Annotated in this window: 24 protein-coding genes and 5 pseudogenes; 13 read left to right on the forward strand and 16 right to left on the reverse strand. The window is 52.0% G+C overall.

The genetic code is table 11. The features are described 5' to 3' along the window. Window positions 1-27: 27 nt before the first annotated feature. Together OCY70_RS15620 and OCY70_RS15625 are read right to left on the reverse strand one after the other, a co-directional pair. Window positions 28-1437 carry an MBOAT family O-acyltransferase gene (locus tag OCY70_RS15620; protein ID WP_213426740.1) on the reverse strand — a complete coding sequence of 470 codons (1410 nt, stop codon included), beginning with the start codon at window positions 1435-1437 and terminating at the stop codon, window positions 28-30. 48 nt (window positions 1438-1485) lie between these two features. Beyond that, window positions 1486-1974, reverse strand: coding sequence for a DUF4358 domain-containing protein (locus tag OCY70_RS15625; protein WP_261944949.1), 489 nt, complete (start codon window positions 1972-1974; stop codon window positions 1486-1488). A 141-nt stretch (window positions 1975-2115) separates the two neighbouring features. Here OCY70_RS15625 and OCY70_RS15630 point away from each other — a divergent pair, with 141 nt between their 5' ends. The 4 genes from OCY70_RS15630 to OCY70_RS15645 all read left to right on the forward strand — a co-directional run bounded on the left by OCY70_RS15630 (window position 2116) and on the right by OCY70_RS15645 (window position 4632). Beyond that, window positions 2116-2463 carry a hypothetical protein gene (locus OCY70_RS15630; RefSeq protein WP_213426742.1) on the forward strand — a complete coding sequence of 116 codons (348 nt, stop codon included), beginning with the start codon at window positions 2116-2118 and terminating at the stop codon, window positions 2461-2463. Continuing rightward, window positions 2447-2803, forward strand: coding sequence for a hypothetical protein (locus OCY70_RS15635; protein WP_213426743.1), 357 nt, complete (start codon window positions 2447-2449; stop codon window positions 2801-2803). Before OCY70_RS15630 ends, OCY70_RS15635 begins: the two co-directional genes overlap by 17 nt. A 513-nt stretch (window positions 2804-3316) precedes the next feature. Continuing rightward, a complete protein-coding gene (locus OCY70_RS15640) occupies window positions 3317-4045 on the forward strand; it encodes a polymorphic toxin-type HINT domain-containing protein (RefSeq protein WP_249724591.1) in 729 nt (242 codons plus the stop codon). Beyond that, entirely contained in the window at window positions 4027-4632 is a 606-nt protein-coding gene (locus OCY70_RS15645; protein WP_213426744.1) for a hypothetical protein, read from the forward strand. The genes OCY70_RS15640 and OCY70_RS15645 overlap by 19 nt, the downstream gene beginning before the upstream one ends. 951 nt (window positions 4633-5583) lie before the next feature. Here OCY70_RS15645 and OCY70_RS15650 read toward each other — a convergent pair. Next, window positions 5584-5967: pseudogene (locus tag OCY70_RS15650) on the reverse strand (IS110 family transposase); the annotation flags it as partial. 512 nt (window positions 5968-6479) lie between these two features. Here OCY70_RS15650 and OCY70_RS15655 point away from each other — a divergent pair. Further along, complete coding sequence (locus OCY70_RS15655) at window positions 6480-6779, forward strand: hypothetical protein (protein ID WP_213426745.1); 300 nt, start codon at window positions 6480-6482, stop codon at window positions 6777-6779. 65 nt (window positions 6780-6844) lie between these two features. On the opposite strand, the pseudogene OCY70_RS36580 reads toward OCY70_RS15655, so the two are convergent. The 7 genes and pseudogenes from OCY70_RS36580 to OCY70_RS15675 all read right to left on the reverse strand — a co-directional run. Beyond that, a pseudogene (locus OCY70_RS36580) lies at window positions 6845-7004 on the reverse strand (ISL3 family transposase); the annotation flags it as partial. 354 nt (window positions 7005-7358) lie between these two features. Continuing rightward, window positions 7359-7565 carry an IS66 family insertion sequence element accessory protein TnpB gene (gene tnpB / locus OCY70_RS36155; RefSeq protein WP_373871417.1) on the reverse strand — a complete coding sequence of 69 codons (207 nt, stop codon included), beginning with the start codon at window positions 7563-7565 and terminating at the stop codon, window positions 7359-7361. Window positions 7566-7590: 25 nt separating this feature from the next. Continuing rightward, window positions 7591-7836 (reverse strand): annotated as a pseudogene (gene tnpA / locus OCY70_RS36160) (IS66 family insertion sequence element accessory protein TnpA); the annotation flags it as partial. 249 nt (window positions 7837-8085) lie between these two features. Then, window positions 8086-9054 carry a type I phosphomannose isomerase catalytic subunit gene (locus tag OCY70_RS15660; protein WP_213426748.1) on the reverse strand — a complete coding sequence of 323 codons (969 nt, stop codon included), beginning with the start codon at window positions 9052-9054 and terminating at the stop codon, window positions 8086-8088. Between the two features lie 22 nt (window positions 9055-9076). After that, window positions 9077-9372: pseudogene (locus OCY70_RS36165) on the reverse strand (VOC family protein); the annotation flags it as partial. A 36-nt stretch (window positions 9373-9408) separates the two neighbouring features. Further along, entirely contained in the window at window positions 9409-10014 is a 606-nt protein-coding gene (locus OCY70_RS15670) for a class I SAM-dependent methyltransferase (protein WP_213426750.1), read from the reverse strand. A gap of 1 nt (window position 10015) precedes the next feature. Then, on the reverse strand, window positions 10016-10978 hold the full coding sequence (locus tag OCY70_RS15675) for a TIGR01212 family radical SAM protein (protein ID WP_213426768.1): 963 nt from the start codon (window positions 10976-10978) through the stop codon (window positions 10016-10018). A gap of 376 nt (window positions 10979-11354) precedes the next feature. On the opposite strand from OCY70_RS15675, the gene trmB reads away from it, so the two are divergent. Beyond that, complete coding sequence (gene trmB, locus OCY70_RS15680; RefSeq protein ID WP_213426751.1) at window positions 11355-12083, forward strand: tRNA (guanosine(46)-N7)-methyltransferase TrmB; 729 nt, start codon at window positions 11355-11357, stop codon at window positions 12081-12083. A gap of 136 nt (window positions 12084-12219) precedes the next feature. On the opposite strand, the pseudogene OCY70_RS15685 reads toward trmB, so the two are convergent. Continuing rightward, window positions 12220-13430, reverse strand: a pseudogene (locus tag OCY70_RS15685) (MGDG synthase family glycosyltransferase). Window positions 13431-13488: 58 nt separating this feature from the next. Then, on the reverse strand, window positions 13489-14016 hold the full coding sequence (locus tag OCY70_RS15690) for a phosphatase PAP2 family protein (protein ID WP_373871418.1): 528 nt from the start codon (window positions 14014-14016) through the stop codon (window positions 13489-13491). Between the two features lie 741 nt (window positions 14017-14757). Between OCY70_RS15690 and OCY70_RS15695 the strand changes: the two genes are divergently transcribed. The 4 genes from OCY70_RS15695 to rplT all read left to right on the forward strand — a co-directional run bounded on the left by OCY70_RS15695 (window position 14758) and on the right by rplT (window position 17461). Then, window positions 14758-15999, forward strand: a complete 1242-nt coding sequence (locus tag OCY70_RS15695) for a glycosyltransferase family 2 protein (RefSeq protein ID WP_213426753.1) — start codon at window positions 14758-14760, stop codon at window positions 15997-15999. 300 nt (window positions 16000-16299) lie between these two features. Next, window positions 16300-16797, forward strand: coding sequence for a translation initiation factor IF-3 (gene infC, locus OCY70_RS15700; RefSeq protein WP_168181221.1), 498 nt, complete (start codon window positions 16300-16302; stop codon window positions 16795-16797). A gap of 66 nt (window positions 16798-16863) precedes the next feature. After that, a complete protein-coding gene (gene rpmI, locus OCY70_RS15705) occupies window positions 16864-17064 on the forward strand; it encodes a 50S ribosomal protein L35 (protein WP_006677982.1) in 201 nt (66 codons plus the stop codon). 37 nt (window positions 17065-17101) lie between these two features. After that, window positions 17102-17461 carry a 50S ribosomal protein L20 gene (gene rplT, locus OCY70_RS15710; RefSeq protein WP_006284825.1) on the forward strand — a complete coding sequence of 120 codons (360 nt, stop codon included), beginning with the start codon at window positions 17102-17104 and terminating at the stop codon, window positions 17459-17461. Between the two features lie 94 nt (window positions 17462-17555). Here rplT and OCY70_RS15715 read toward each other — a convergent pair whose 3' ends face one another. Further along, on the reverse strand, window positions 17556-17669 hold the full coding sequence (locus tag OCY70_RS15715) for an aspartyl-phosphate phosphatase Spo0E family protein (RefSeq protein ID WP_249724595.1): 114 nt from the start codon (window positions 17667-17669) through the stop codon (window positions 17556-17558). 287 nt (window positions 17670-17956) lie between these two features. Continuing rightward, a complete protein-coding gene (locus OCY70_RS15720; RefSeq protein WP_213426754.1) occupies window positions 17957-19249 on the reverse strand; it encodes a helix-turn-helix domain-containing protein in 1293 nt (430 codons plus the stop codon). A 131-nt stretch (window positions 19250-19380) separates the two neighbouring features. On the opposite strand from OCY70_RS15720, the gene OCY70_RS36170 reads away from it, so the two are divergent. Further along, on the forward strand, window positions 19381-19509 hold the full coding sequence (locus tag OCY70_RS36170; protein WP_373871419.1) for a hypothetical protein: 129 nt from the start codon (window positions 19381-19383) through the stop codon (window positions 19507-19509). 37 nt (window positions 19510-19546) lie between these two features. Here OCY70_RS36170 and OCY70_RS15725 read toward each other — a convergent pair whose 3' ends face one another. Continuing rightward, complete coding sequence (locus OCY70_RS15725) at window positions 19547-20098, reverse strand: acyl-CoA thioesterase (RefSeq protein WP_213426755.1); 552 nt, start codon at window positions 20096-20098, stop codon at window positions 19547-19549. 275 nt (window positions 20099-20373) lie between these two features. On the opposite strand from OCY70_RS15725, the gene OCY70_RS15730 reads away from it, so the two are divergent. Both OCY70_RS15730 and OCY70_RS15735 read left to right on the forward strand, forming a co-directional pair. After that, complete coding sequence (locus tag OCY70_RS15730) at window positions 20374-21438, forward strand: nucleoid-associated protein (RefSeq protein WP_213426756.1); 1065 nt, start codon at window positions 20374-20376, stop codon at window positions 21436-21438. Window positions 21439-21569: 131 nt separating this feature from the next. Beyond that, window positions 21570-21854, forward strand: a complete 285-nt coding sequence (locus tag OCY70_RS15735) for a hypothetical protein (protein WP_213426757.1) — start codon at window positions 21570-21572, stop codon at window positions 21852-21854. A gap of 111 nt (window positions 21855-21965) precedes the next feature. Here the strand turns inward: OCY70_RS15735 and OCY70_RS15740 are convergent, their stop codons facing one another. Next, a complete protein-coding gene (locus tag OCY70_RS15740) occupies window positions 21966-22415 on the reverse strand; it encodes a GNAT family N-acetyltransferase (RefSeq protein ID WP_213426758.1) in 450 nt (149 codons plus the stop codon). Window positions 22416-23128 lie beyond the last annotated feature (713 nt).

Below are 23128 nucleotides of genomic sequence, written 5' to 3' on the forward strand. Positions count from 1 at the left end.
CTGAGATGATAGGGATATGCCTCGCCGTTAGAACCGGAAATAGAGAAAGGGGTTATACGTTCCGTCAATCAAATAAGCGGTACTCGCGAACAGCATTCCGGCAAGCAGCGCGTAATCGGCCGCCGAGACGGCGGCTTGCAGGGCGGGCCGGCGCTGCAGCACAGCGGTCGCCCGGGCGGCGAGAGGCGTCGCGCTAATGACAAGGATGACCAACAGCAAGCCGTAATTCCGCAGATTGTACAAATCGGTGCCGTTGAGGAAAATGGTGTCTCCGAGTCCAAGCATCGTTCCCGTATAGTTCCCGATCGAAGCGATGTCTTCGAGTCCGAACAGCACCCAGCCGAAGAGGGCCGCCACGAACAGGTAGGCATGCCGGACCGGCCGCCACAGGCGTTCCAGCCACGCTCCCAGGAACAGCTTCTCCAACCCAATCAGCAGGCCGAAATAGAGTCCCCACAACACAAAATTCCAGCTCGCGCCATGCCATAATCCGGTCAGGAACCAGACGACGAACAGATTCAACATAAGTCTGGGCTTGCTGGTGCGGCTTCCGCCCAACGGGAAATAGACATAGTCCCGGAACCAGGAGCCAAGCGTCATATGCCAGCGGCGCCAAAATTCCGAAGCGCTGGCGGAGATGTACGGATAGTTGAAGTTCTCCGGAAAGCGAAACCCGAGCATGCTCCCCAGTCCGATGGCCATATCGGAATACCCGCTGAAGTCGAAGTAAATCTGAAACGCGAAAGCGATGATGCCTATCCATGCGCCCGCCGTCGTCAGATCATCGATTCCGCTGCGGCTCACATCCCACAGCATGCCGATATTGTTGGCAAGAAGAACCTTTTTGCCCAGTCCGATAATAAAACGCCTTACCCCGTACCCGAACTGCTCCAGCGTGATGCTCCGATCCGTCAGTTGCTTCTCCACCTCGTCATAGCGCACGATAGGCCCGGCCACAAGCTGAGGGAACATCGACACGAAGGCGGCAAAATCGATAAAGCTGCGCTGCGCCTTGCATCGGCCGCGGTAGACGTCAATCGTGTAGGACATCGTCTGGAACGTATAGAAGGAGATCCCGATCGGAAGCGGCAGATCAAGCGGAGCGATCGACGTGCCGAAAGTGCCGTTCAGCGAATGAATGAGGAAATCGGCATATTTGAAAAAGCAGAGCACGCCCACATTCACCGCAAGAGAGAAAATGAGCGTAAGGCGCTGCAGCGCCGCTCTGCCCCGGAACCGTTCGATCAGCAGTCCGTTCCCATAATCCGTGACGGCGGAGAACAGCAGCAGCACGATATATACCGGCTCGCCCCACGCATAAAAAAGGAGACTGATCAGCAAAAGCGCCGCGTTCTTCCCGCGCCGGGGAGACGCATAGTAGAGCAGCAGCGCCGCGGGGAGAAACGTAAACAGAAAGACAATCGAGCTAAATACCACTTGCTGTTCCTCCCCTCCGGGTCTGCCGGCATCCGTCAGGCAGGAACATTACTTGCTGTCCGGATTGAGCGCTGTCGTGAACGCTTGCTCGACATCCTCGGCTTTTTCCGAAATGATCAGCGCCAGATAAAGGCCTTCCTGTTTGATGATCCGGTTTTTCACAATCTCGTGCTGATCGGGAAGGTAGGTGCTCCATTGCTTTTCCTGCGCCGCGCCTTCCTCTTCCAGCGCTTTTTTCAGATCTTCGATGTACTTCTCATCTGCGGCCTTGAGCACGATGATTTCGTCCGCTTTGACGCTGATCATTGCCTTCAGCATCCGCCCCTCGGCCAACTGGGCCGGATCGATACGAAGCTTTCCGGCCATGTCCGCATCGGCCTTCAGATCAATCTCTTCGGCCATGGGAGGGAATTCCGCGCTTTCCTTTAATTTCGTCATAATATCGGCCACAGGCACTTGAACGGCCTCTTCTTTTTTCGTCGTGCATCCGGTGATAGCAATCGCCAGTATCATGATAACCGCCAGCCAATTTCTCATCTTGATCCCCTCTTTCGTCTAAGGTCGCAGTGATGTTTCGTGTATGCAAAATTGTAGACGGGCAAGGCGGGAAATAGGTTGCAGCATCCACAAATTGGATACCGCAGGTCAACGGTCGGCGGATTGGGAGGTTCACATTCCGTGATCATTTTACATTACCGCATGTATAAGGACATGATGGAGTATCAGAAAGAAGCGAAGGCGGGGGAAAGCGGTCTTCATGAAGAGGATTATATCCGGTATGAGGTTCAGGTCCGTGACCGGGTGCTTCAGCTTGGGGATCAGGTTCAATTCAAAGGGCATTCGCTGCACGTCTTCGAGATCCGGACCGAGATGCAGCAGGGTCTGCTTGTGCATCATTACATCCTGGGCCATAAGAAGTCTGCGTATCGGCGCAAGCGCTACAACTCCCGGCTTGTCGGCGCATCCGTCTGCGGCAATATTATGGGCGTTGTGAGGGAAGGAAGTTATTATGGCCTCAATAGCTGAATTAGTAGAAGAAATTAAGCCTGATACAATAAAAAATGAAGATTTATTAGTATGCTTGGAAGCTAAGAATTTAAGGGTTGTTGCTATGGCAATGTTCAAATTGATTAAGAGAAATTACTGTGATATAGGAGCTGTAGAGAGGCTGGCTGAACTCGGAAAACTCCTAACAGACAGTAAGTTTATTGGACCATGGCAATTTGGACATGTTGCAATAGCTACGCTATCTCTTTTAAGTCATAAGGATGCAAAGATTAAGTTTAACGAGCTTTTTGAGGGACTTAGTGAAGATGATAAAACAACAAGATCGTACAATACAACCAACAAACCAAACACTAAATAATTCAAAGACTTGATAAACTTTCAAAAGCTCTTTCCCACTTGAACATGAGTAGGAATGAGCTTTTTTTGTATGCCCAAAATCAAAGGAGGTGAACGTCAAATAAGCCCCACCTGGCGGTTAGATTGGGGCTATTCTTAGGTCCCATCTCACCTTGCAGCCGGCCGCCTCTGCAACCGCCCGAACATTGGCAGGTGCGTTGCCCCCGATCAAAGAGGAACGCCATTGATTGATGCCGTTTTGGTCTGCTGATTCCAAATTACACGGCACCCTTTTTTCCCATGTCATTCGAAATCCCACTGATTGGGTAATTATTACAAAATATTAAATACATTAATCACCATTTTTGTTATACTCAAAAACGTCATTTTTTGACAAATACAGATTCCATCCGTCATCCAGCACCTTATATAGATAACTTTGCTGTGTGACGAGCTAAGGGGGGAAAGAAATGATTGTCCGTTTGCTTGATCTCAACCGGAGCATGGACATGAAGTGTATGGACGACAGCATTCCGTGCCGATTGAAGAAATCCGAATTGGTGATTTTGTACTAACGAAGGATGAACTTACAGGAAAAACAGGATATAATCCAGTTATTGAATTGTTCCAGAGACAAGCAAACGAAACGTATCAAATTACGGTCAAAGGAATAACGATAACGACGACGGAAGAGCATCCGTTCTGGATTCCTGGACGAGGTTGGGTGGAGGCAAGACACCTAAAAGCAGGTGACCTGCTTCAAAATCCAGAAGGCAAACTCTATCCGATTGATCGTATCGAGATTAAGAACGACAACACGACTGTTTATAACTTCCGTGTCGAAGGAGTACATAATTATTTCATAACCGAACTGGAAATCTGGACGCATAATTGCGGAGCCGGGGGAATGAGAAATATCCCAATGAGTGCTCCTTCAGGAGGGGGAGCCGGTTCTAGCACTAGGGGTACAAACAATGTATCAAAGTATGAAAATATTACAAGCCCAGGAAGTCGATATCATAATAGAGAAACTAATGTGAATAGAAGTGAATTCGAAAAAAATCTCTCTGACGCAGGATGGAATAAAACTTCTAGTAAGGATGGAAAAGTCCAGATTTATGAAAAAGACGGATCAAGGTATTCTATTCGTGAAAATGCAAAATCAACTAACGGGCCAACAGCCGACTTTTATAAAGCAGGTAGCCCAAAAATTGATACCAAGATCAGATTGGGGAGCAATAAACAGTGGGAAATGAAATGGTGATAATTAGATATAGAAGCCAATTTGAAGAGGTTGCCGCACTAGCTGAGGATGTGGTACTTTGCGAGTCGAGGATGCCTGATCAAGTGTTTCGGGATTGCTTCAATAAATTTAGATTTGAAGAATTTGATTGGGCAATGAGCGCTGATTTTTGGCCTTTCCTTCAAGAGATTGCAGACAAATCTCATGATCCTTACATTGTTATGGGAGTTATTGAGCCGAGCCCGACAGACTATTTTTGTAAAGAGTTCGGATGTTATAACTGGTTTCAGTTACCTGTGAATATGTCTGGCGGCGACTATTGGAGTGTATTGGAGTTGGCGCCGGGAGGCAGTCCCGCTGACGCATTGTTATTTAACTCAGATGTGGTCGTATGGCTCTCACCTTCTAAGAACTGGGCGATTTGGGGTGATCGGACGCATGGTCTCTGTGTCCTGGCTACCCGGACAATAGACTCCTTCCAAGTTAATCATTCCTGGCGATCAGCGGATGAAGCGCTTCAGGGTATCATTCCGATGCATTTTTCGAATGGGGTCGTTCCAACGGATTTCGCCCGTACGTTACGCGTGAACTACTCTGAACCGGAGTAGCATATACGTGGATTCGGAATACAGACTATTTTGCTGATTCGTCGCCATGCAGGATCATTCCTGCGGCTCTTTTTCGAGACGGAGCAGAACGACAAATAGCTCCGCCGCCCGCTTGTGGCAAACGTATGATTGCATTTTCGTAAGTCTAGCACCATAAATTCCTGTAAATATTCTTAACCTCTATACTCCCTTTTTGCCGGAGATAAGAGTTTGATCGCTACTTCGACCATACTCTTTACAGAGTAGCGGGATAGGGTTCTTGTTCTAAAGGGACAAGTAAGTGCAATGCCTCTCCTGTAGGCTTCTGCCGGTTTAAATCTGGATTCAGAAGAGAGGAAAAATACAGGGAAAATACAGTTTACTCCGACACTTCCGTTTGCAGAAGATAAGGATTGAAGAGTACCGAAAGGCGCTGATAAAAGTTTCACGTGCGCATACGCATGCGCGTAGAATGTGGATAATGTGATTTAAAAGCCGATTTTTGCATGGGTTAATCTGTGCAGAGGTCGGCTTTTTTGCATTTATAAAAAATGAGAGGATGAATGGATGATGTTCAACGTATTCAAAAAAGAGAAAACAATGAGCGAAGAAATGGAATGCTTTTTACAGCAGGAGAAGAAGCGCCATAAAAAAGCAGATGACTTTATTCAAATGATGACCGAAATCGTTCCTTATGTGGCCGAAGAAGTTTGGGGAACAACAGATCAAGAAATCCAGGTAAGTGACACGGTACGATTTGACCTGATTACGAAGAGATTCCTTTCTGTAAATACAGGTACAGAACTTGACGTGTTGTTGCTTAAAGGTCAATCGTTTTGGCAGAGTGTTCAACAAATTATGAATTTTGCGCATGATTTACTGGATGATGTTAGGGAAAGAGAAGAAGGGAGAAATCAGTTGTTTCCGATTATGGCCTCTTTGACACAAAGAATGAAAGAAAGCCCGATTAAAGTGAAATCTCGTGCGGGTGAGGCGCTGCAAGGCTTCGTATTGGATGATATCTTTCATCTCATGGGGCAGTCGTCCAAATCGCAGATGGTCTGCAATCACCAAGGCATCGTTGCGGTCGTTCTTCGGAAGGGTGTCGTACCCCTTCTTGAAACGAGCCACCTTTCTTGCATTTAAGACATAAACTTGGGACTTCACGTTCGGCTCATAGCTTTGCAACTCGTGACGTAAGCTTACGTCTATACCAATCAGCATTGGTGACATGGAATCACCTCCTGTTATTAGATAATCAAGCTTATCTACTCCACGGATAACAGGCTTATGGAGCAGTACCTTTCGGTCCGCAAGGAGGAGGAGAAATCTCCTGAAAAAGCTTGTCGACCCCATTGTTCCACAGGCAGGTCCAAGAGGAAAATACCTACGGGCATTCCTGAATCCATGCGACCTCTCGCATGAAGAACCGTAGGCTATGAAATTGGGAAAGAGCGCATGACAAAGAAACAGAACCACGGTGATATTCTATAAGCGAGTAACGACGTGATGCTTAGCTCGGCTTCCCCATCCGAGGGGGTGAACCGGGTACAACAAGGGGTGAAGCATGGGGATGAGAAAGCCAAGACTTCTCGATGTGGATGGCAGCTCATCTTACGGTCCGGACCTATAAGAGGAGTCAGGTGGAAATGGCGCGAAGCTACGCTTTCCGACCTTCGTTCCTCGCCCTTCGGGCTGCGGTACGGGTTCGGCTGTATCCACAAGCATGTTGCCCAACTGGTAATTCATCTAAGTGCAATTCCAGCTGTCCGGATCAACTGGAAATTGGCTTAAGATGAGCTTCTATAACGATTATACGAGGAGAAATGGAATGAAAACAAATCTAACAGAAAAAGAAGCACTTTTAATTGCGCAAGAATACAAAGATAAATTATGAGTTTTATGATCAATTAACTGGAGAAGTAAGATTTTATAAAAAATTCTCAAAGAATGTTAAGGGTTTTACTGCGTGGTTAGTTATTGGAAAAATAGAAACGTTATCGCCCGAAGATGATAATGAATACGAAATTGTAGTTTCAGATGAGACAGCTTTATACGAGTACGTAATTGACATTAATGGATTTGAGCGATATCCACACATTGAAGATGGTGGCTTATCAGAAGAAGAGATAAAAGAGCTTTTTGGGGATGATAATGATTTAGATTAAGACTCTAATAGAATTGGATAATTGAGGTATATTGGCGGCTCAACCTCAAAAACAGTGCTTGACTGCTAGCCCAACATCCGATGGTGGTTACATTCGATGAGAATGCCTGCTTTATAGCGACTGTGATTTCGTGTGAAGTAATGGAGGCTCTGAAAAAGCTTTTATACGATTGTGTCGACCTTCTACAGTTGCGTTTGTCCAGCGGAGAGATTGCCAATTAAAAAGTGTAACCTATGAAAACAAAGTCAAGCAACAGTCGAGCGGCAGCTTGAACCGGAGCCTCTGGCGGGTCCGGCGTCCCCGCGATTGGCGAAGTGGCCAAAAGGCCATTTTCCCTCCCGGCGATGCGTCTTCTCGCTGGAAGCGTCGAAGCGCTTCTGCTGCGCAAGGCGGAAAGGGATTTCGCGTCTGTTTGCATGTAAGTAAGGTTCGACAAGTCTCTTACGAATTCCTGCTGAGAGGGTTAAATGGCTGCTTCTGGCTGGACGTGAGGGTGAGCCTGCCGCTGGAGAAGAGACAAGCCGTCGAGCAGCCATCACAGTTCCCGCAGGGTGAGATGCAGCGGGGCGCTGCCGCCAGTTAGGCCACTGAAACGTGCCACGTTCTAGTCTGCGGTAGTACAAGCCAGAAACCTGCATGATTCCAGTGCAAGATTTTAAGCTGGTCGAGTCTACGGTTGCAAAATACGAATAGCGCCGAGGAAAATGGAGCGAGTGCGAATTGTTCCTGAACGATCGCGGCCAGCCCGTCAATGGATTTGCCCATGTCTGTGGGGTCACAGGCCAGGTAGACAGCGAAGCGTGGGTGAAACTCAACATAACGGCCTCAAAGCCTCAACAACGTCGCGAAGCAACTCCGGTTCAAAGCCGGGCCGAACTTCGATTCGGGCAACGCCGACTTGTACCTGAAGGCATTCGTTTGTTCCCGGTGAGCAGGAGGCAGCGACGGGACAGAAAGATGGAGCGGAAGCTGCACGTCCTTGTCTAAGGGCTGTGTAGACCCAATATTTCAACTGATGAACGGTTAACTTCTGTTCCTTGCACCAAGCCTTCATCGTTTGACAACTGGCCTATAGGCTGCGATACGCTCGCTCCATATTGTTTGCAAATAGAATTCCAATTCAGAAACTATTCTTTCCTGGACATGATAGATTCATTGTGACGGTTTTGAACGCTTATGAAAAGGTGCTTTCAATTTGACGCTTACGTGAATAGGACAAAAAGCCGGGGAGTCCCCGGCTTTTTGCTGTACGTCCATCTATTGTCCGCTCCGCTTGCAAGAGAAGAGCGTAACGGTTCCTATAGACTTAAGGGGCAACGGAACGAAGCACCGTGCAGTCGCCTTCCAGCGTGTACGCGCCGAGGTTCGCCGGGAGAAGGAAGCATTCTCCGGCCGCGAGCGTCAGCTCTTGATCGGCCCAGCGCAGCGTGCCCGTGCCTTCGCACACGACGAGGATGACGAAGCTGTCCGCCGTCGTGGACAGGCTCCACGGCTGCTTGACGATGCCTTTTTCTACCCGGAAGTATGGCGATTCCGCCAGCGTCAGCCATTCATTCGGCTTCGCGTTGTCGGTCTTCATCCGGGTCGCGCCAGCGCCTTCATAGGCGATGACATTCAAGGAATCCTCGATGTGCAGCTCGCGCGGCTTGCCGTCGAGGCCCGGACGGTTATAGTCATACAGGCGGTATGTCGTGTCGGAGTTCTGCTGCACCTCGGCGACGACGACGCCGGCGCACAGCGCATGCACCGTGCCGGCCGGGATGTAGAAGGAATCGCCGGCTTGGACGGGAACCTCCTGCAGCGCCTCCATGATGCGGCCTTCCGCGATTGCTGCCGCCAGTGCCTCGCGGTCGATTCCATCCTTCAAGCCATAAATGATCTTGGCCCCTGGCTTGGCATCGAGCACATACCACATCTCGGTCTTGCCCAGCTCGCCTGTCGGCAGCCCTTCATAATCGTCGGTCGGATGCACCTGCACCGACAGATCGTCGTTGCAATCGAGCAGCTTGATCAGCAGCGGGAAGCGGCCGTTTTTCTCGGAGAAGCCCTTCGCGCCGAACCACTCCTTGCCGTATTGCTCGCGCACTTGATCGAGGCCTTGGCCGGCCAGCTCGCCGTTGATAACCTTCGTCGTTCCGTTCGGATGGTCTCCGATCATCCAGCCTTCGCCGATATGCCCTTCCGGCAGATCCAGGCCGAATCGGGTCAGGGCGCGGCCGCCCCAGACGCGTTCCTTGAATTCAGGTTGAAACTTCAGTGGGTATGGTGTTGTCATGATGTTCTCACTCCCGTTATCCCTATTTGGTGGTCGTATGGAAAAATTCAAGTCCCTCGCCGTTAGGCCCCTTGAAGAAAAAGTAGCGGCTGCCGTTCGGCAAAGTGACGATTTCCTGATCGATATGCTCGACGGAGCCGAGCGACTGAATGCGGGCGAATTCGGCATCGATATCGTCAACGGTGAAGGCGATACGATGAACGAGTCCTTCGGCCGGGAGCGCATCGCGGTAGCCTCGACTAACTCGATCTCGGATTTATCCGCTCCCGGGAAGCCGAGAAGGGCGAGGCGAAGGACGCCATTCGTATGGGTCAGCGTCCGCGCGCCGCGCCTGAACCGCCCTGTCTTCTATGTTTACTGCTCCGCGCTTCGGGAGCGTGCCTTCTCGACCGCGATGACGTAAGGCGCCTCCGGCCGCTGGAGCATGCGGTAGACGACCGCCTGGCCTCTGGCGGCGGGCAGCGCCTCCGCCCAGGCGCGGACGGCGTCCGCTTCGCGGTCGCCCCCGGCATGGCCCGGGTACACGACGGCGGTCAGCACCCCGCCCGGACGCAGCAGCGTCAGGGCGTCCTCCAGCGCCGCCAGCGTCGTGGACGGCTCCGTCATGACGCGCTTGTCCGCGTCAACCGTCGGCAGATAGCCGAGGTTGAACATGACGGCTGCCGTCGTTCCGTGCCATGCCGGGGGCAGCGCGCGGGTCATCGCTGCATGGCTGTGCCGCAGCAGCTCGACCCGCGCGCCGCCGTCCGCGCCGAAGGCGTGCTCCAGGCGGCGGCGGGTCAGCTCGAGCGCCGCCGCCTGGATATCGAAGGCCGCGACAGACCCGCGCGGCCCGACGAGCCGGGCGAGGAAGAGCGTGTCCACGCCGGTGCCCATCGTCGCGTCGACGGCGCGGTCGCCCGGCTGCACGCGCTCCTTCACGGCCTGCTGCGCGAAGCTGAGTACGGAGAGGAAGCCCATGTTAACTCTCCCTCCACAGCTTGCCCTGCCACGTGTCGCGGCGGCGCAGCTCGGCGTCGATCGCGTTCAGCACTTCCCACTTGCGCAGGCTCCACGTCGGCCCGATCAAAAGGTCGCGCGGGGCATCGCCCGTCACGCGGTGCACGATCATCTCGGGCGGCAGAATTTCCAGCGTGTCGACGATGAGCTTCACATATTCGTCCATCTCGAGGAAGCGGAGCAGGCCCGCTTCATATTGCTTCACCATGGGCGTCTTGCGCATGAGATGGAGCAGATGGAGCTTGATGCCCTGCACATCCATGCGGGCAACCTCTGCCGCGGTCTCCATCATCATCTCATGCGTCTCCTGTGGCAGTCCATATATAATATGGGTGCAGATGCGGATATTGTGTTTGCGCAGCTTCGCGACCGCCTCCTCGTAGCAAGCGGTGTCATGCGCCCGGTTGATGAGCTTCGAGGTCGATTCGTGAATCGTCTGCAGGCCCATCTCCAGCCACAGATAGGTGCGTTCGTTCAGTTCGGCCAAATACTCGACGACATCGTCCGGCAAGCAATCGGGACGGGTCGCGATGGACAGGCCGACGACCCCGGGCTGCTCCAGGATGACCTCGAAATAGTCGCGCAGCGTATCGACCGGCGCATACGTATTCGTGTAGGCCTGGAAGTAGCCGATATAGCTGGCGTCCGGCCATTTCGCGTGCTGGCGGTCGCGAATCGTATTGAATTGGGTCACGAGATCGTTGCGGCGGGAGCCCGCGAAATCGCCGGAGCCCCGGGAGCTGCAGAAGGTGCAGCCGCCGATGGCGATCCGTCCGTCCCGGTTCGGGCAGGTGAAGCCGGCATCCAGCATCACCTTGAATACCTTGCCCCCGAACTGTCGGCGCATCTCGGCGTTCCATGTATGGAACCGCTTGTCTCCCCAATCGAGGGGGACAGGCGGACGTTCAAGCTTCGGATATTTCAATGATGACAAGCCCTTTCCTGATCGAAGTCGCCCCAGGAGGGAAGCGGCTGCTTCCGGATCCGGGGCGTGCGGCCGCGCCAGGGCGCAACCGCCGCCGGCCTGCCGCAGCGCGCTGGGCTGGCGGCAGGCGGCCGTGGTTTTATTGTAGCAGATATCGTATGAAAAGCGAAGATACGGCACTGCCCGCGGGGGGAACCGGAAGAGGGACGAAGCGGAGCCGAGAGGCTGTTAATTTCGTGTAAATGTATGAACGAGACGGCGTCTTGCTGATGCGCCTGGGAAATGCAACGCCGGGTGATGGCAGGCGGCTCTTTACAATTGCGTGCCGGTCATGCAGAATAGAAGATTAGAGCATACTGAGGTTGGAGGAAAACAGATGCGTTTACGAGGCAAAAAAGGGGCTCCGGAGCTGCTGCAGCAATCGAAGATTGCGATCCTGGACCCGCAATCGGCGCGAGGCCGCTGGCAGGAGATCTTCGGGAACGGCCGTCCGATCTATGTGGAACTGGGTATGGGCAAAGGCCAGTTCATCAGCACGATGAGCAAGCTGCACCCGGATGTGAACTTCATCGGGATCGATATGTACGATGAATTAATCGCGCGCGCCTGCGAGAAGGCCGAGACGATCCGCGGCGAGCTGGGCGTGGACACCGGCGCCAACTTGAGGCTGGTGCGGGCGAATATTGAATATCTGGAATCGATTTTTGCGGAGGGCGAGATCGAGCGCATTTTTCTGAACTTCAGCGATCCGTGGCCGAAGAAGCGCCATGCGCGCCGGCGCTTGACTCATCCCCGTTTTATCGAGAAATATAAGCGCGTCCTGAATGAACGCGGAGAGATCCATCAGAAGACGGACTCGGTGACGCTGTTCGAATACTCCTTGAATTCCTATGCCGAGGTCGGTCTTCAGATGCGGAACATCTCGCTCGACCTTCACCGGGACGGTCCTCATCCGGATCATGTCATGACGGAATACGAGGAGAAGTTCTCGAGCAGAGGCATGAACATTCATCGCGTGGAGGTTCTGGTGGGGCGCGAGGCTTACGAGCAGTACCGGGCTTCGCTGCCATACGGCAGCGGAGGACAGACCGTCCCGCAGCCATAATGCGCCAGGTTAGCCGCCGGCTTGGGCCATGCCCGGAACCGGCGGCTTTGTCCTGCTAAGGCCGCAGCAAAAAGCCCGGTCCTGGACGCATGTCCAGACCCGGGCCGGGGAAAGGCGGTACCTAAAAATAGATAAGTCAGGCGGAGGAGCTGCCGGTAGGCGGCTGCTCGTAAAGCATGCTCAAAATCGCGTCGGCACACGCCTTCGGATGATACCGCGAGGCGTTCAGCTCGAATTCGCGCCGCCGCGAGGCGACCTCGTCATAGTGATACGCCAGCTTGTTCATCCAATTCGTTATCGTATGAGCGTTCTCGATTGGCTCGCCGTATCCTTTTTCCGTAAAATAGTGCAAGTTCTCTTCTTCCTGGCCCGGCAGCGGTTCGTAGAACAGCATCGGAATGCCCTTCGCCATCGCTTCGGTGCAGGTCATTCCGCCCGGCTTCGTGACCAGGAGGTCGGATACGTCCATCAGCTGATCGATCTGCTTCGTATAACCAATGAGGTGGATATTCTCATGGCGGAATCTCGGGTTGTCCAGCAGGCGCTGGCGGAGCTTCTCATTGTCGCCGATGCAGAACAAGAACTGGATGTCATTGCGCCAGCGGGTCAGGAGCTCGCTGGAGCGGCTCGGGTCAATGAGTCCCCAGCCGCCGCCCATGACGAGGACGGTCGGCAGCTCCTTCAGGCCGAAGCGCCGGCGGATGGCCGCCTTCGTATTGCGGTCATGCGTCTCCCAGAAGTTCGGATGAACGGGGATGCCGGTCACCAGGATGCGATCGGACGGCACGCCATGGGATTCCAGCTTCGCTTGCACTTCAGGCGTCGAGACGAGATAGCGGCTTACCCCGGGGCTGACCCAGGTCGCATGCGCGTCATATCGGTAATGACCGTGCAGAGCGGAACATCCAGGCCCAGCCGGCGCAGCCGCGAGATGACGGCATTCGGAATCGGATGCGTGCAAACGATCATGTCCGGCCTCAACTGGCGCATGACCGTCATCGCCTGCGTATAAAAGACGCGATGCAGCGCCATCGTGGTCAGCCGGTTCAACGATTTGTTATATTGGATCCTGTACATGAAGCCGACCAGCTTGGGCTGCACGCTGACGGTCTTGCGGTAGGCCTCGATAATGAGCGGCGCCGTCCGCGGATTCAAAAAGCTACCCAGCTCGATTACGCGCGTCTGCACATGCGGCGACAGCTTCCGGAGACTGACGGCCAGAGCGTGCGCCGCCTGGGTGTGTCCGGCCCCGAAGCGTTCCGACAGGATGAGAACCCGCTTCTTGCCTTCGTTATCGTTCGTAAATCCGAAGCCTGCCGGTACTGACCATGTGACAGGTTCCTGCATATTGGTCACCCTTCTATCCTAATTAATGTTACTAATTGGTTGACGAATCCGCGGCCCATTATGTCCAGAAGGAGACCGTGCCGACGGCCGCCCCGGTTCCGATCAAGGCCCCTGCTAGGCAATCGGAAGGATAATGCAGGCCGAGATACATGCGGGACATCGCCACGATCAAGGCGACCGGAAGCAGCGCCCAGGTCAGAATCGGAAAGGCCATCATAATCGGCGTTACGATCGAAAAGATGGCCGTCGTATGTCCCGAAGGGAACGAGTGGTCGATGAGCGGCTTGCGGAACGTTCGTATACCGGGCAGCGCCAGATGGGGGCGAACCCGCGGGTACCATTTTTTGATAAGAAAAACGGGAATATGGCTTACAGCCAGCGCAACCAGACACTGCCAGCCAATCCGGCTCCAAGGGTCAGGCGCGAACAGGCCAAGGATAAGCGAGAATGCGATCGTGAATGTCGCTCCTCCGAGATGAGTCATTGTATAGAGCACCATGTTCATCCAGTGATGATGAAGACGCTGATTAATCCACAGAAACAACTGCCGTTCACGGTATCCAAGCCACGCGATAACACGGGTCAACATGTCACCCCTCCGTTATGCGATAGATTTTGATGCGATCGTAACAACTTTACATTAACAGAAGATAAGGAATTTGTGAATTTTTCATGTACCCCTTTCTTGGAACCGAGAAGCATACTTAATCATATTTATATTTGTTCGTAATTTCAATCTTATTGTGAAGACGCATGCAGACCGGCGGCGAAGCTTGACGAATGATGTCCCATTCCAACGTGCCCTCTCTTTTGGCTCTGGGACGTTTCTCCTGATTGCAAATGGAGCGCCTGAAAAATGTTTCACTTTCGGACGCAGCGGGTAACTTGGTGATAGCTGCAAGCCAGCCTCGGCAGGTTGATTTTGGTCAGCAACCTTTGCATGGGTTGGTACGTTATTATATGATGTAGGTGTATGCCCATGCGGTCCAAGGCAAGGCGGAATGCCTTTATGCTCGGGTTCGATATCTTTTTTTGACGAAATGGGGGTCCAAAGCCATAATTTCTTAGCATTTGGACGAAAATAAAGAAAATACCCCGTCAGAGCCCGAACGCCTGCCACTTCACGATCATTCTTGCATGAAAATGAAGCAAATAACGTATGAAAGCCAATATTAGGTTTTTGACAAACGGATGCAAACGTTAGAAAATCGGGATCGACCGTTTTCTGCCGGGGTAAACATGACAAAGGCATGCCATGAAAAACAAAGAAAAGGCATGCTTACAGAAAAAGTGAAATATCATCAGGGGTTAAAAGGGGGACACCAACATGGTGGATAAGTTATTTATCGGCTTGCAGGTGTTGTTGGCCGCGCTCGGGGTGTATCAATTCACCTTGTCGCTGTTCGGCATTTACCGGGAAAAGAAACGAAAAACCTACGACCCGCAGAAATCGTTCGCCGTCATCGTGGCCGCACATAACGAGGAAGCGGTAATTGGAGCGCTTGTCGAGAACTTGAAGCAGCTCGACTATCCGAAGGAAATGTATGATATCTTTGTCATTTGCGATAACTGTACCGACAACACGGCGGACATCGTAAGAGAGCATGGCGTGAAGGCATGCGAGCGCCACAATCCTCATCAGCGCGGCAAGGGCTACGCCATTGAGTGGATGCTGAAGAATCTGTGGGAGATGCCGCGCCAGTACGATGCGGTCGTCATGCTCGACGCAGACAATCTGGTCAGCATGGATTTCCTGCGTGAAATGAACAACGATCTGTGCTCCGGGGCGCGTGTCATCCAGGGCTATATCGATACGAAGAACCCGCATGACTCGTGGATTACGGCTGCTTACGGGGTGACTTACTGGTACTGCAACCGGCTGTGGCAGCTGTCCCGCAAAAATCTGAAGCTGGCGAACTTCCTTGGCGGAACCGGCATGTGCTTCGAGAGCCAACTGCTGAAGGATATGGGCTGGGGCGCGACGAGCCTCGTTGAGGACCTGGAATTCACGGCGCGCTGCGTCAAGAACGGCATCAACCCGGTGCTGAATTACAATGCGCGCGTATACGACGAGAAGCCGTTGACGTTCAAGGCGTCGGCACGCCAGCGTCTTCGCTGGATGCAGGGCCACTTCACGGTGGCGCGCCGCTATTTCTTCCCGCTGCTGTGGCAGAGCATCAAGGAGCGCAATATGGCGAAGTTCGATATGGCGCTCTATACGATTACGGTCTACACCGTGCTGCTGACGTTTCTCATGACCGCCTTCTTGTGGGTGGACGCGGCGATATTCAACGGGCCGAACGTGGCCACGTTCTTTCAATATTTGCCGTCTTGGGTGCCGGTCGTGTCGATGGTGCTGACCTGCAGCGTGTTCGTGCTGGCGCTCGTGCTGGAGGGCGTCAAGTCGTGGCGCATTTACGCGTCGCTCATTACGTTCCCGATCTATCTGCTGTCCTGGTGGCCGATTACGTTCTATGCGTTCTTCACGCAGAACAACAAAGTATGGAGCCATACCGAGCATACGCGCGTCGTGCGCTTGGAGGAAATGCAGGGCAAGCAGGTATCCTGATTCGGGGCTGTCCCGGGGCAAAAGAATGTCTTGACAATGAATCCGCAAGAGTGATATAGTAATTGAGTGTTCAAATTGCATATGATTTAGATTAAGCAGGAGCGCCCGCTTCTCACCTGACCGACGTAGGTTGGCTGGTTATGACGATTTGCCGCGTTGGCGGTGTTTCACATGATGATAATTGGTCGATGTGAGGGATGTGGGCTCTTGAGTCCGCATCCCTTTTTGCATACAATATAAGTTTGCAAGAGCGAAGTGGGAATTCGATTATGGAGGTGGCACACCATTAGCAAAGATCATTTGGTTAACGAGGAGATTCGTGCGAAGGAAGTTCGGCTGGTCGGCCCGGAAGGCGAGCAGATCGGCATCAAGCCGTTCCGCGAAGCGCTGCAGATGGCTTACGACGCGAACTTGGACCTGGTGAATGTGGCTCCGCAGGCGAAGCCGCCCGTATGCCGGATTATGGACTACGGCAAGTTCCGCTACGAGCAGCAGAAGAAAGAGAAAGAAGCGCGCAAGAATCAGAAGACGGTGGATATCAAGGAAGTCTGGTTCCGCGCGAACATTGACGAGCATGATTTCCAGACGAAGCTGCGCAACGTCTTGAAGTTCCTGCGTGAAGGCGATAAGGTCAAATGCTCGGTCCGCTTCCGCGGACGCGAGATTGCCCATGCGGATATCGGCAAGAAGGTTCTTGACCGCGTTCTGGCCGAAGCGAACGAGCTGTGCATCGTGGAGCGCGTTCCGAAGCTGGAAGGCCGCAGCATGATTATGATTTTGGCGCCAAAGAGCACCTAAGCGACCTGCCGCTCAGGATAAGGCGGCGGGATGGATGAACACCGAACTTGAGGAGGATAATTGATTATGCCTAAGATGAAAACGCATAGCAGCTTGAAGGGCCGCTTCAAAATTACGGGTACTGGTAAAGTGCGTCGCTACAAAGCGTACCGCAACCATTTGCTTTCCCATAAATCGCAACGCCAAAAGCGCAACCTGGCAACGAGCCCAGTGATGGCAGCAGGCGACGTTAACCGCATGAAGCAGCAATTGAAAAACTTGAAATAAGCAATTCGGAGACATCGAATCGGGAGGTTAATACGAAATGGCACGAGTAAAAGGCGGATTTACGACACGTCGTCGTCATAAGAAAGTATTGAAACTGGCAAAAGGATACTTCGGTTCCAAACACCGCATCTTCAAAACAGCGAACGAGCAAGTGATGAAATCGTTGCTGTACGCATACCGCGATCGCCGTCAACGGAAGCGTGACTTCCGCAAGCTGTGGATCGCCCGCATCAACGCGGCAGCTCGCATGAACGGACTGTCCTACAGCAAAATGATGCATGGCTTGAAGCTCGCAGGCGTGGACATCAACCGCAAAATGCTGGCTGACATGGCAGTCAATGATGCCAATGCATTCAGCTCTCTTGCAGCGGTAGCCAAAGAAAAAGTAAACGCGTAAGCTGACTTTATATAGAGCGCCGCATCGCCGGGAACGGCCGTGCGGCGCTTGTTATAATACAACAGGCATGTATAATATTGGGGTGCTTCAGAATTTATTGATCCCTTCTTTTTGCAGCTTGACGCGATTGTAACTCAACTATGTATGAATCCAGTTGTTGGCTGATCCGAACCACTTCTTCATCCGTAAATTTCCCTTTAGTTCTCACCGCCTCAACTAACTTTCTCCTTAACTCGTTTATTTTTTCCTCAATAGACTTAATGGCCGTTCACCTCACGTACATCTAACTCTATTGAGTGTAATGTACGTTTCACCAAAAAAATGTATAATTGTGCTACTGGTGCATTTTGTCGGAAAATGAAGAAGCACCTACAAGGTGCTTCTTCGACTACCACGGATAAATGCTGCCATGATCTCCTGTGAATGCTGCTGCCGTTGTTACAAATATGACTGCGCAGGGAAGGGATTTAACGTACCATTTTTTGAAAAACTGCTTCATGCTGAAACCTCCGTTTCTTTAATGCTATGAGCATAATATGCGCTTAACTTTTCTAGTGTAGACTTGTACACGGTAACATTCTGTTCCAAAAGATTACGTATAACCATGTTCAGACATTTTTTCTCTTCAATTGTGTCGTTAATTTTGGAATAGTGCAGTGCCCCTTCAATCAAGTAACTTACGCAATTCTCGTGATCCCCAATAGCTAAATAGTATTCTCCTTGAACTTGAAGGTAATCAGCGTATCTTGAACAAATTAAAGGATTATTTTTGTTTATGGTGGACGGGTTTATTTTACTGCTTTCAAGGATAGCTCTAGCGCCTTCAAGGTCGTTTTGATTTAAGTATAATCGAAGAAGTTGGTTTGTTGCAGAAATTGTGTAATTGTTACTACATGATTTCAAGAATAAACGGAGTTGTTCAATGGACTGTTCGATGTTCCCTTTTTTAGCATTTAATAATGCTTCCATAAGAATAACATTTTCTTTGGTATTCGGATAGTCGAATTGTTTGTATTGTAATGAGTAAAGTTCAGATTCTTCATACTCCTCAAGAGCAAAGTACGAATCTCTAAGCATGCCAAGTGCATGTACTTTGTAGGGGCTTGCGCCGCAATCTATTTCAAGTATCATCTTACAATGATAAATGCACTCAGTATAGAGTCTCAGATTGTATGCATGAATTCCTAACTTGTAGTATAGCTCAATCCGATCTTGTTGTGATAAGAAATCGATGTAATGAAGAACATACTTTCCGCTATAATACGTTTCCTTCAATTTGCTGAAATCATTTCGTTCAATCAGGTATCGTTGATACATCCCTTTGGCGATGTAAGGCATAATTCCATGTGATCGTGAGTAGTCAATGATGAGGTTGTATAATGATAATTTAACGGAGGTATCATCAATGGAGTCAATGGATTGGTAAAGCTTCTCTGTTAAGTCAAAGCTGTCTTCATTTGGAGATTCAAGAAATTTGGTTGCGACTTTTCGAATCAGTCCAATAGAACTTTCTTGCTGAATCGTTGATTGCAGAATATGTAGCAATGAATCCGATCTTTTCTCAACCTCTACGTAATAATCAATCAATGTCTCAAAGGGGATATTCAATGTCATTGCCAATGGATGAACACTCGAAAATTCTGGACGCTTTACTTCGCCATTCTCAATTCTTGATATCGTCCCTCTAGGAACACCTGATAATTCTGATAACTGAGTGAGCGTCATATCTAACGCTCGCCTTATATCCTGGATAAGCTCTCCGATTGTTCTGACGACTGCGGGTTCCAATATCAGCCCTCCTTGCTTCATTATTTGACTATCTATATTTTGCCATAAGATGAATCGTATGTAAATAAGAGGTGTAGAGGGCGAGCTTCATAAAAAGGAGCTGGAATTCGCTCACTGCTTATAGTGTACAGATTGCCAGCAAAAACGATCGTGGGTATGAAATTCAATTGAGGCATTACCAAAGTCAGGACTGCTCGGATTGCTCCCTCAAAGCAGCCTGCACCAAGGCAATAGGGAATCGGCCATCCTACAGGCAGTAGAAACTACTTATGGGACAGCCCCTTTTTACCATGCAATCTATTCCCAATATTTTCGGGTCGACAACTGGCTGGCGAGCTGCTTGCTGCCCGCCCGTCTCTTCTTCCGCAGCTCTGCCCGCTCCTGCGCCGATTCGTGAAGCAGCTTCTCTTCCTCGGAGTGGGGGATGACGGGCGGCACGATCATCGGCGTGCCATGCTCATCCACCGCCACGAACGTCAGGAAGGAAGTCGCCGCGATGGCGCGCTCGCCGGAGAACAGATTCTCCGAGACGACCTTGACGAATACTTCCATGCTCGTTCGGCCCGTCCAGGTGACATACGATTCCAGGCAGACGGAATCGGACTGCAGTATCGGACGGAGGAAATCAACCGAATCGGTCGAAGCGGTGATCACGTTGTACCGGCAATGCCGCACGGCCGAGATGGAGGCCAATTCGTCGATGGCGCTCATCAGCTTGCCGCCGAACAGGGAATCATGGTTATTGACATCGTTCGGAAATACGCGGCTCGTCTTGAACACGCGGGATTCGCGGCACAGCTTGGGCGCAAGCCTCCATTGATGAACATCCGATTCTTTCTTCACAATCAATCGTCCTTTCCATGCAACAGCTCTTCCGCACGAAGGCGGGGCAGCCGGGGCGGCTGCCGCTTCTCATCCTTCTATTGTACTCCAGAGCGGGGGATAAGCCAAATCCGTTCCAGGGCGGACGCCCGTATCCAAGGCGCGGCACGGCTATCTCTGGCATGGCGGGAAAAGGAAGGAGGCGGCGGCACGCGTGCGGGAACTGCCTTCGGTTTCCGTTTTCATCGGCGCTCATTTTCGCTACAATAGAGGGATGCGACTTCGAGAAAAGAGGGAATGTTATGATTGATTTATCCAAAGCGGAAATCCAGCAAATGGTTGTGCATCAGGTCGGAAGCAAGGCCCGCGACGAGGGGGTTCGCGTCTCTCACGCGCTCTATGACGTGCCGAGCGACGAAGTGAAGGCGACGCTGATGAAGTATTTTATTTCCGGCTTCAAATTCGATGCCTTTTACCGCTTCCATCACGAGGCGGAGCTGCCGTTGAATGAGGTATACACGTATGTGAGCCGCATCTTTCAGCAGCCCGATTCCTTTCACGAGCAGTCCGTTCATTTGCTGCATCATTTGTATGAGCAATCCTCCCATCCGCAGATTAAGCCGGGGGAGCTGTATGTCGTTCATCTGAACAACATTTTGTACAACAACTTCAGCATCGACGCCATCGGCATCATGAAATCGGAGCATAAGGACGTCTTTCTTCAGGTGCAGGAGCGCAATCCGGAAGAGCTTCAGGTCAGCATCCAGGAAGGAACGAACATCCGCAAGCTGGACAAGGGCTGCCTTATTCTCAACGTGCGGGCGGAGGCGGGCTATTCGGTCGGCATCGTCGACACCTCGGCAGGCAAGAACAACGAAGCGGCGCGGTATTGGCAGGAAGATTTTTTGAACGTGCGGCTGCTCGAGGACGAGCATTATTTGACGGATAAATATATCGAGATGTGCACGCATTTCTATGAGGATGTCATCGCCGCCTCGGCGGAGGAACCGCCGGAGAAGAAAGAGAAGCTGGAGTTCATTCACCATACGATCGAGTACTTCGCCAAGCATGAGCAGTTCGAGGAGGAGACCTTCGCCGAGGAGGTTATCGTTCAGCCGGAGATCGTGCCGATCTTTAAGGCGTACAAGGAGACGTACGAGGAAGCGAACGAGCTGCCTCCGCTGAATGAATTTCCGATTTCCCAGCCCGCCTTGAAAAAGGCGAAGCGAACGTATAAAAATAATATCCGGACCGATACGGGAGTCGAGCTGAAGCTGAAGAGCGACAGCTTTGCTTTCGTGGAGAAGGGCTTCGATGAAGAACGGGGCATGCATTATTATAAAGTTTTCTATAACGAGGAGGAATAGACTCGCGGCTTGCGGCAGCGCAAGCTCCAGAGCTTGCCAGACCCAGATTTGAGAAGGAAGGGCCATCATACAGACGGAAAAGGGCTGGATAGAATACCTTGTATGGAATCAACCGTGAAGGAGGGATTCGCATGCGGGGTGTTACGAAAGCTCAGGCTTCCAAGCTTGTCGGCAAACGGATCTATGCGCTGCACAAGAACGGATCTGTCGTGTCCGGCAAGCTGATTCGCATTTCCGGGAACCGGCTGGTGCTGGAGCAGCCGAAGGGCAAGAAAGTAAAAACAAAAGCCATCATTCCGTTGGTTTTATTCGATCTTCTCGCCATCGGCACAGCCCCTTACGCCTATGGGGGGTACCCTTACGGGGTTTATGGGGGGTACGGGTATGGAGGTTATCCGTACGGTTATTTCTGGTAAACCAATTCGGCAAAACCATCACTTCCAAGACGAGCGGGCCACATGAGGATATGGGAGCGGAGAGCCTGGGGGAACCCCAGGCTTTCATGCTGCGGACGGATTGGGCGGATGTCAGCGCCTGTCCAGCGCCTTCTCCATCTCGTGGCAGGCGATCTGCGCGATGTACCGCTTTATCCGGTAACCATGCCGCTCGTAGAATCGCTGCGCGGCGGCGTTGCCTTGATCTACATAGACGCGGGAGAGGAGGCAGCGCTGCATGCGCCCGTACCGTTCCGCCCGCGCCAGGAGCGCGGAGCCGCATCCTTTGCCTTGGGCTTCGCTGCTGACGGCGAGCAGATCGATCAGCAGGATGTCGTTCTTGGCTTGGACAAGCGCGAAGCCGACAGGCCGATTTCTGCGGTTCGCGGCGACATAGGTGACGCCCTCCCGAAGCCGAACCGGAATATCCTTCAGTACCTGGCTCTCTTCCCAGACGAGGTTGGAACGGGGGAGCAATTCCTCCAGAACAAGGCGGCGGATGATGCGGTCATCGGAAGCGGGGCGCCGAAGCCGGATGTTCATGCCCGATTCCCCCTTTGCTGCATCGCGAATGTTGTATTATATGTGCCGGCTTCGTCCCCCGTGCCGATTCCGCCGCTCTTTCGGCCTTTCGTGGAACCCCGAATAAACCGGCTGCCCAAAAACGTTATAGTACGGAAAAAAGCCGAGGTTTTTGCCGATTTCGGGCATTTTATCAAGGTGTGCTGCCTTTTTTTCCGGATGACCGGTTTACAAAATTTTTTAACACTGCCTCTTGACTCCTGCATATCGTAGGAATATAATGTTTCTAAACATTTGAAAGACATTGACCATATTTTACAACGGCAATGAAGAGGACGAAGCATAAGGGCCCTTATGAACAGAGAGCGCATGGAAGTCTTGCTGAGACCGGCGCCATAATCCCTTATCGGCGAGCTCACCTCGGAGCTGTTCTCCTGAACGGATATCAGGCCATGGCCCGGATATGTCAGTAGGGGGAATCGTCAGGCGCGCGTTAGGCGTCCAGAGTATGCGCTGTCCATGCATGTCATGGACAACTGTACGGGCGTATACTTGCAGAGATTTCATATCGCGAGATGTGGAATGAACATGGGTGGTACCACGGAAGCACAACCTTTCGTCCCTTAGGCAGCGGCAAGCTGCGGGGGCGGAAGGTTTTTTTTGTTGTATTTCAAGCCTGGCCAGGCACGACACACCATGACAACCAAGCCCGATTGGAAATCGACAAGGATGCG

The organism is Paenibacillus melissococcoides (genome assembly GCA_944800085.1).
GTDB lineage: Bacteria > Bacillota > Bacilli > Paenibacillales > Paenibacillaceae > Paenibacillus_B > Paenibacillus_B melissococcoides.

Coding starts and splice junctions, on each gene's coding strand:
- OCY70_RS15635 (WP_213426743.1), top strand. CDS start 2,447: ATGGCCTCAATAGCTGAATTAGTAGAAGAAATTAAGCCTGATACAATA.
- OCY70_RS15660 (WP_213426748.1), bottom strand. CDS start 9,054: ATGACAACACCATACCCACTGAAGTTTCAACCTGAATTCAAGGAACGC.
- trmB (WP_213426751.1), top strand. CDS start 11,355: ATGCGTTTACGAGGCAAAAAAGGGGCTCCGGAGCTGCTGCAGCAATCG.
- OCY70_RS15730 (WP_213426756.1), top strand. CDS start 20,374: ATGATTGATTTATCCAAAGCGGAAATCCAGCAAATGGTTGTGCATCAG.
- OCY70_RS15735 (WP_213426757.1), top strand. CDS start 21,570: ATGCGGGGTGTTACGAAAGCTCAGGCTTCCAAGCTTGTCGGCAAACGG.
- rplT (WP_006284825.1), top strand. CDS start 17,102: ATGGCACGAGTAAAAGGCGGATTTACGACACGTCGTCGTCATAAGAAA.
- OCY70_RS15670 (WP_213426750.1), bottom strand. CDS start 10,014: ATGGGCTTCCTCTCCGTACTCAGCTTCGCGCAGCAGGCCGTGAAGGAG.
- rpmI (WP_006677982.1), top strand. CDS start 16,864: ATGCCTAAGATGAAAACGCATAGCAGCTTGAAGGGCCGCTTCAAAATT.
- OCY70_RS15695 (WP_213426753.1), top strand. CDS start 14,758: ATGGTGGATAAGTTATTTATCGGCTTGCAGGTGTTGTTGGCCGCGCTC.
- OCY70_RS15625 (WP_261944949.1), bottom strand. CDS start 1,974: ATGAGAAATTGGCTGGCGGTTATCATGATACTGGCGATTGCTATCACC.
- OCY70_RS15740 (WP_213426758.1), bottom strand. CDS start 22,415: ATGAACATCCGGCTTCGGCGCCCCGCTTCCGATGACCGCATCATCCGC.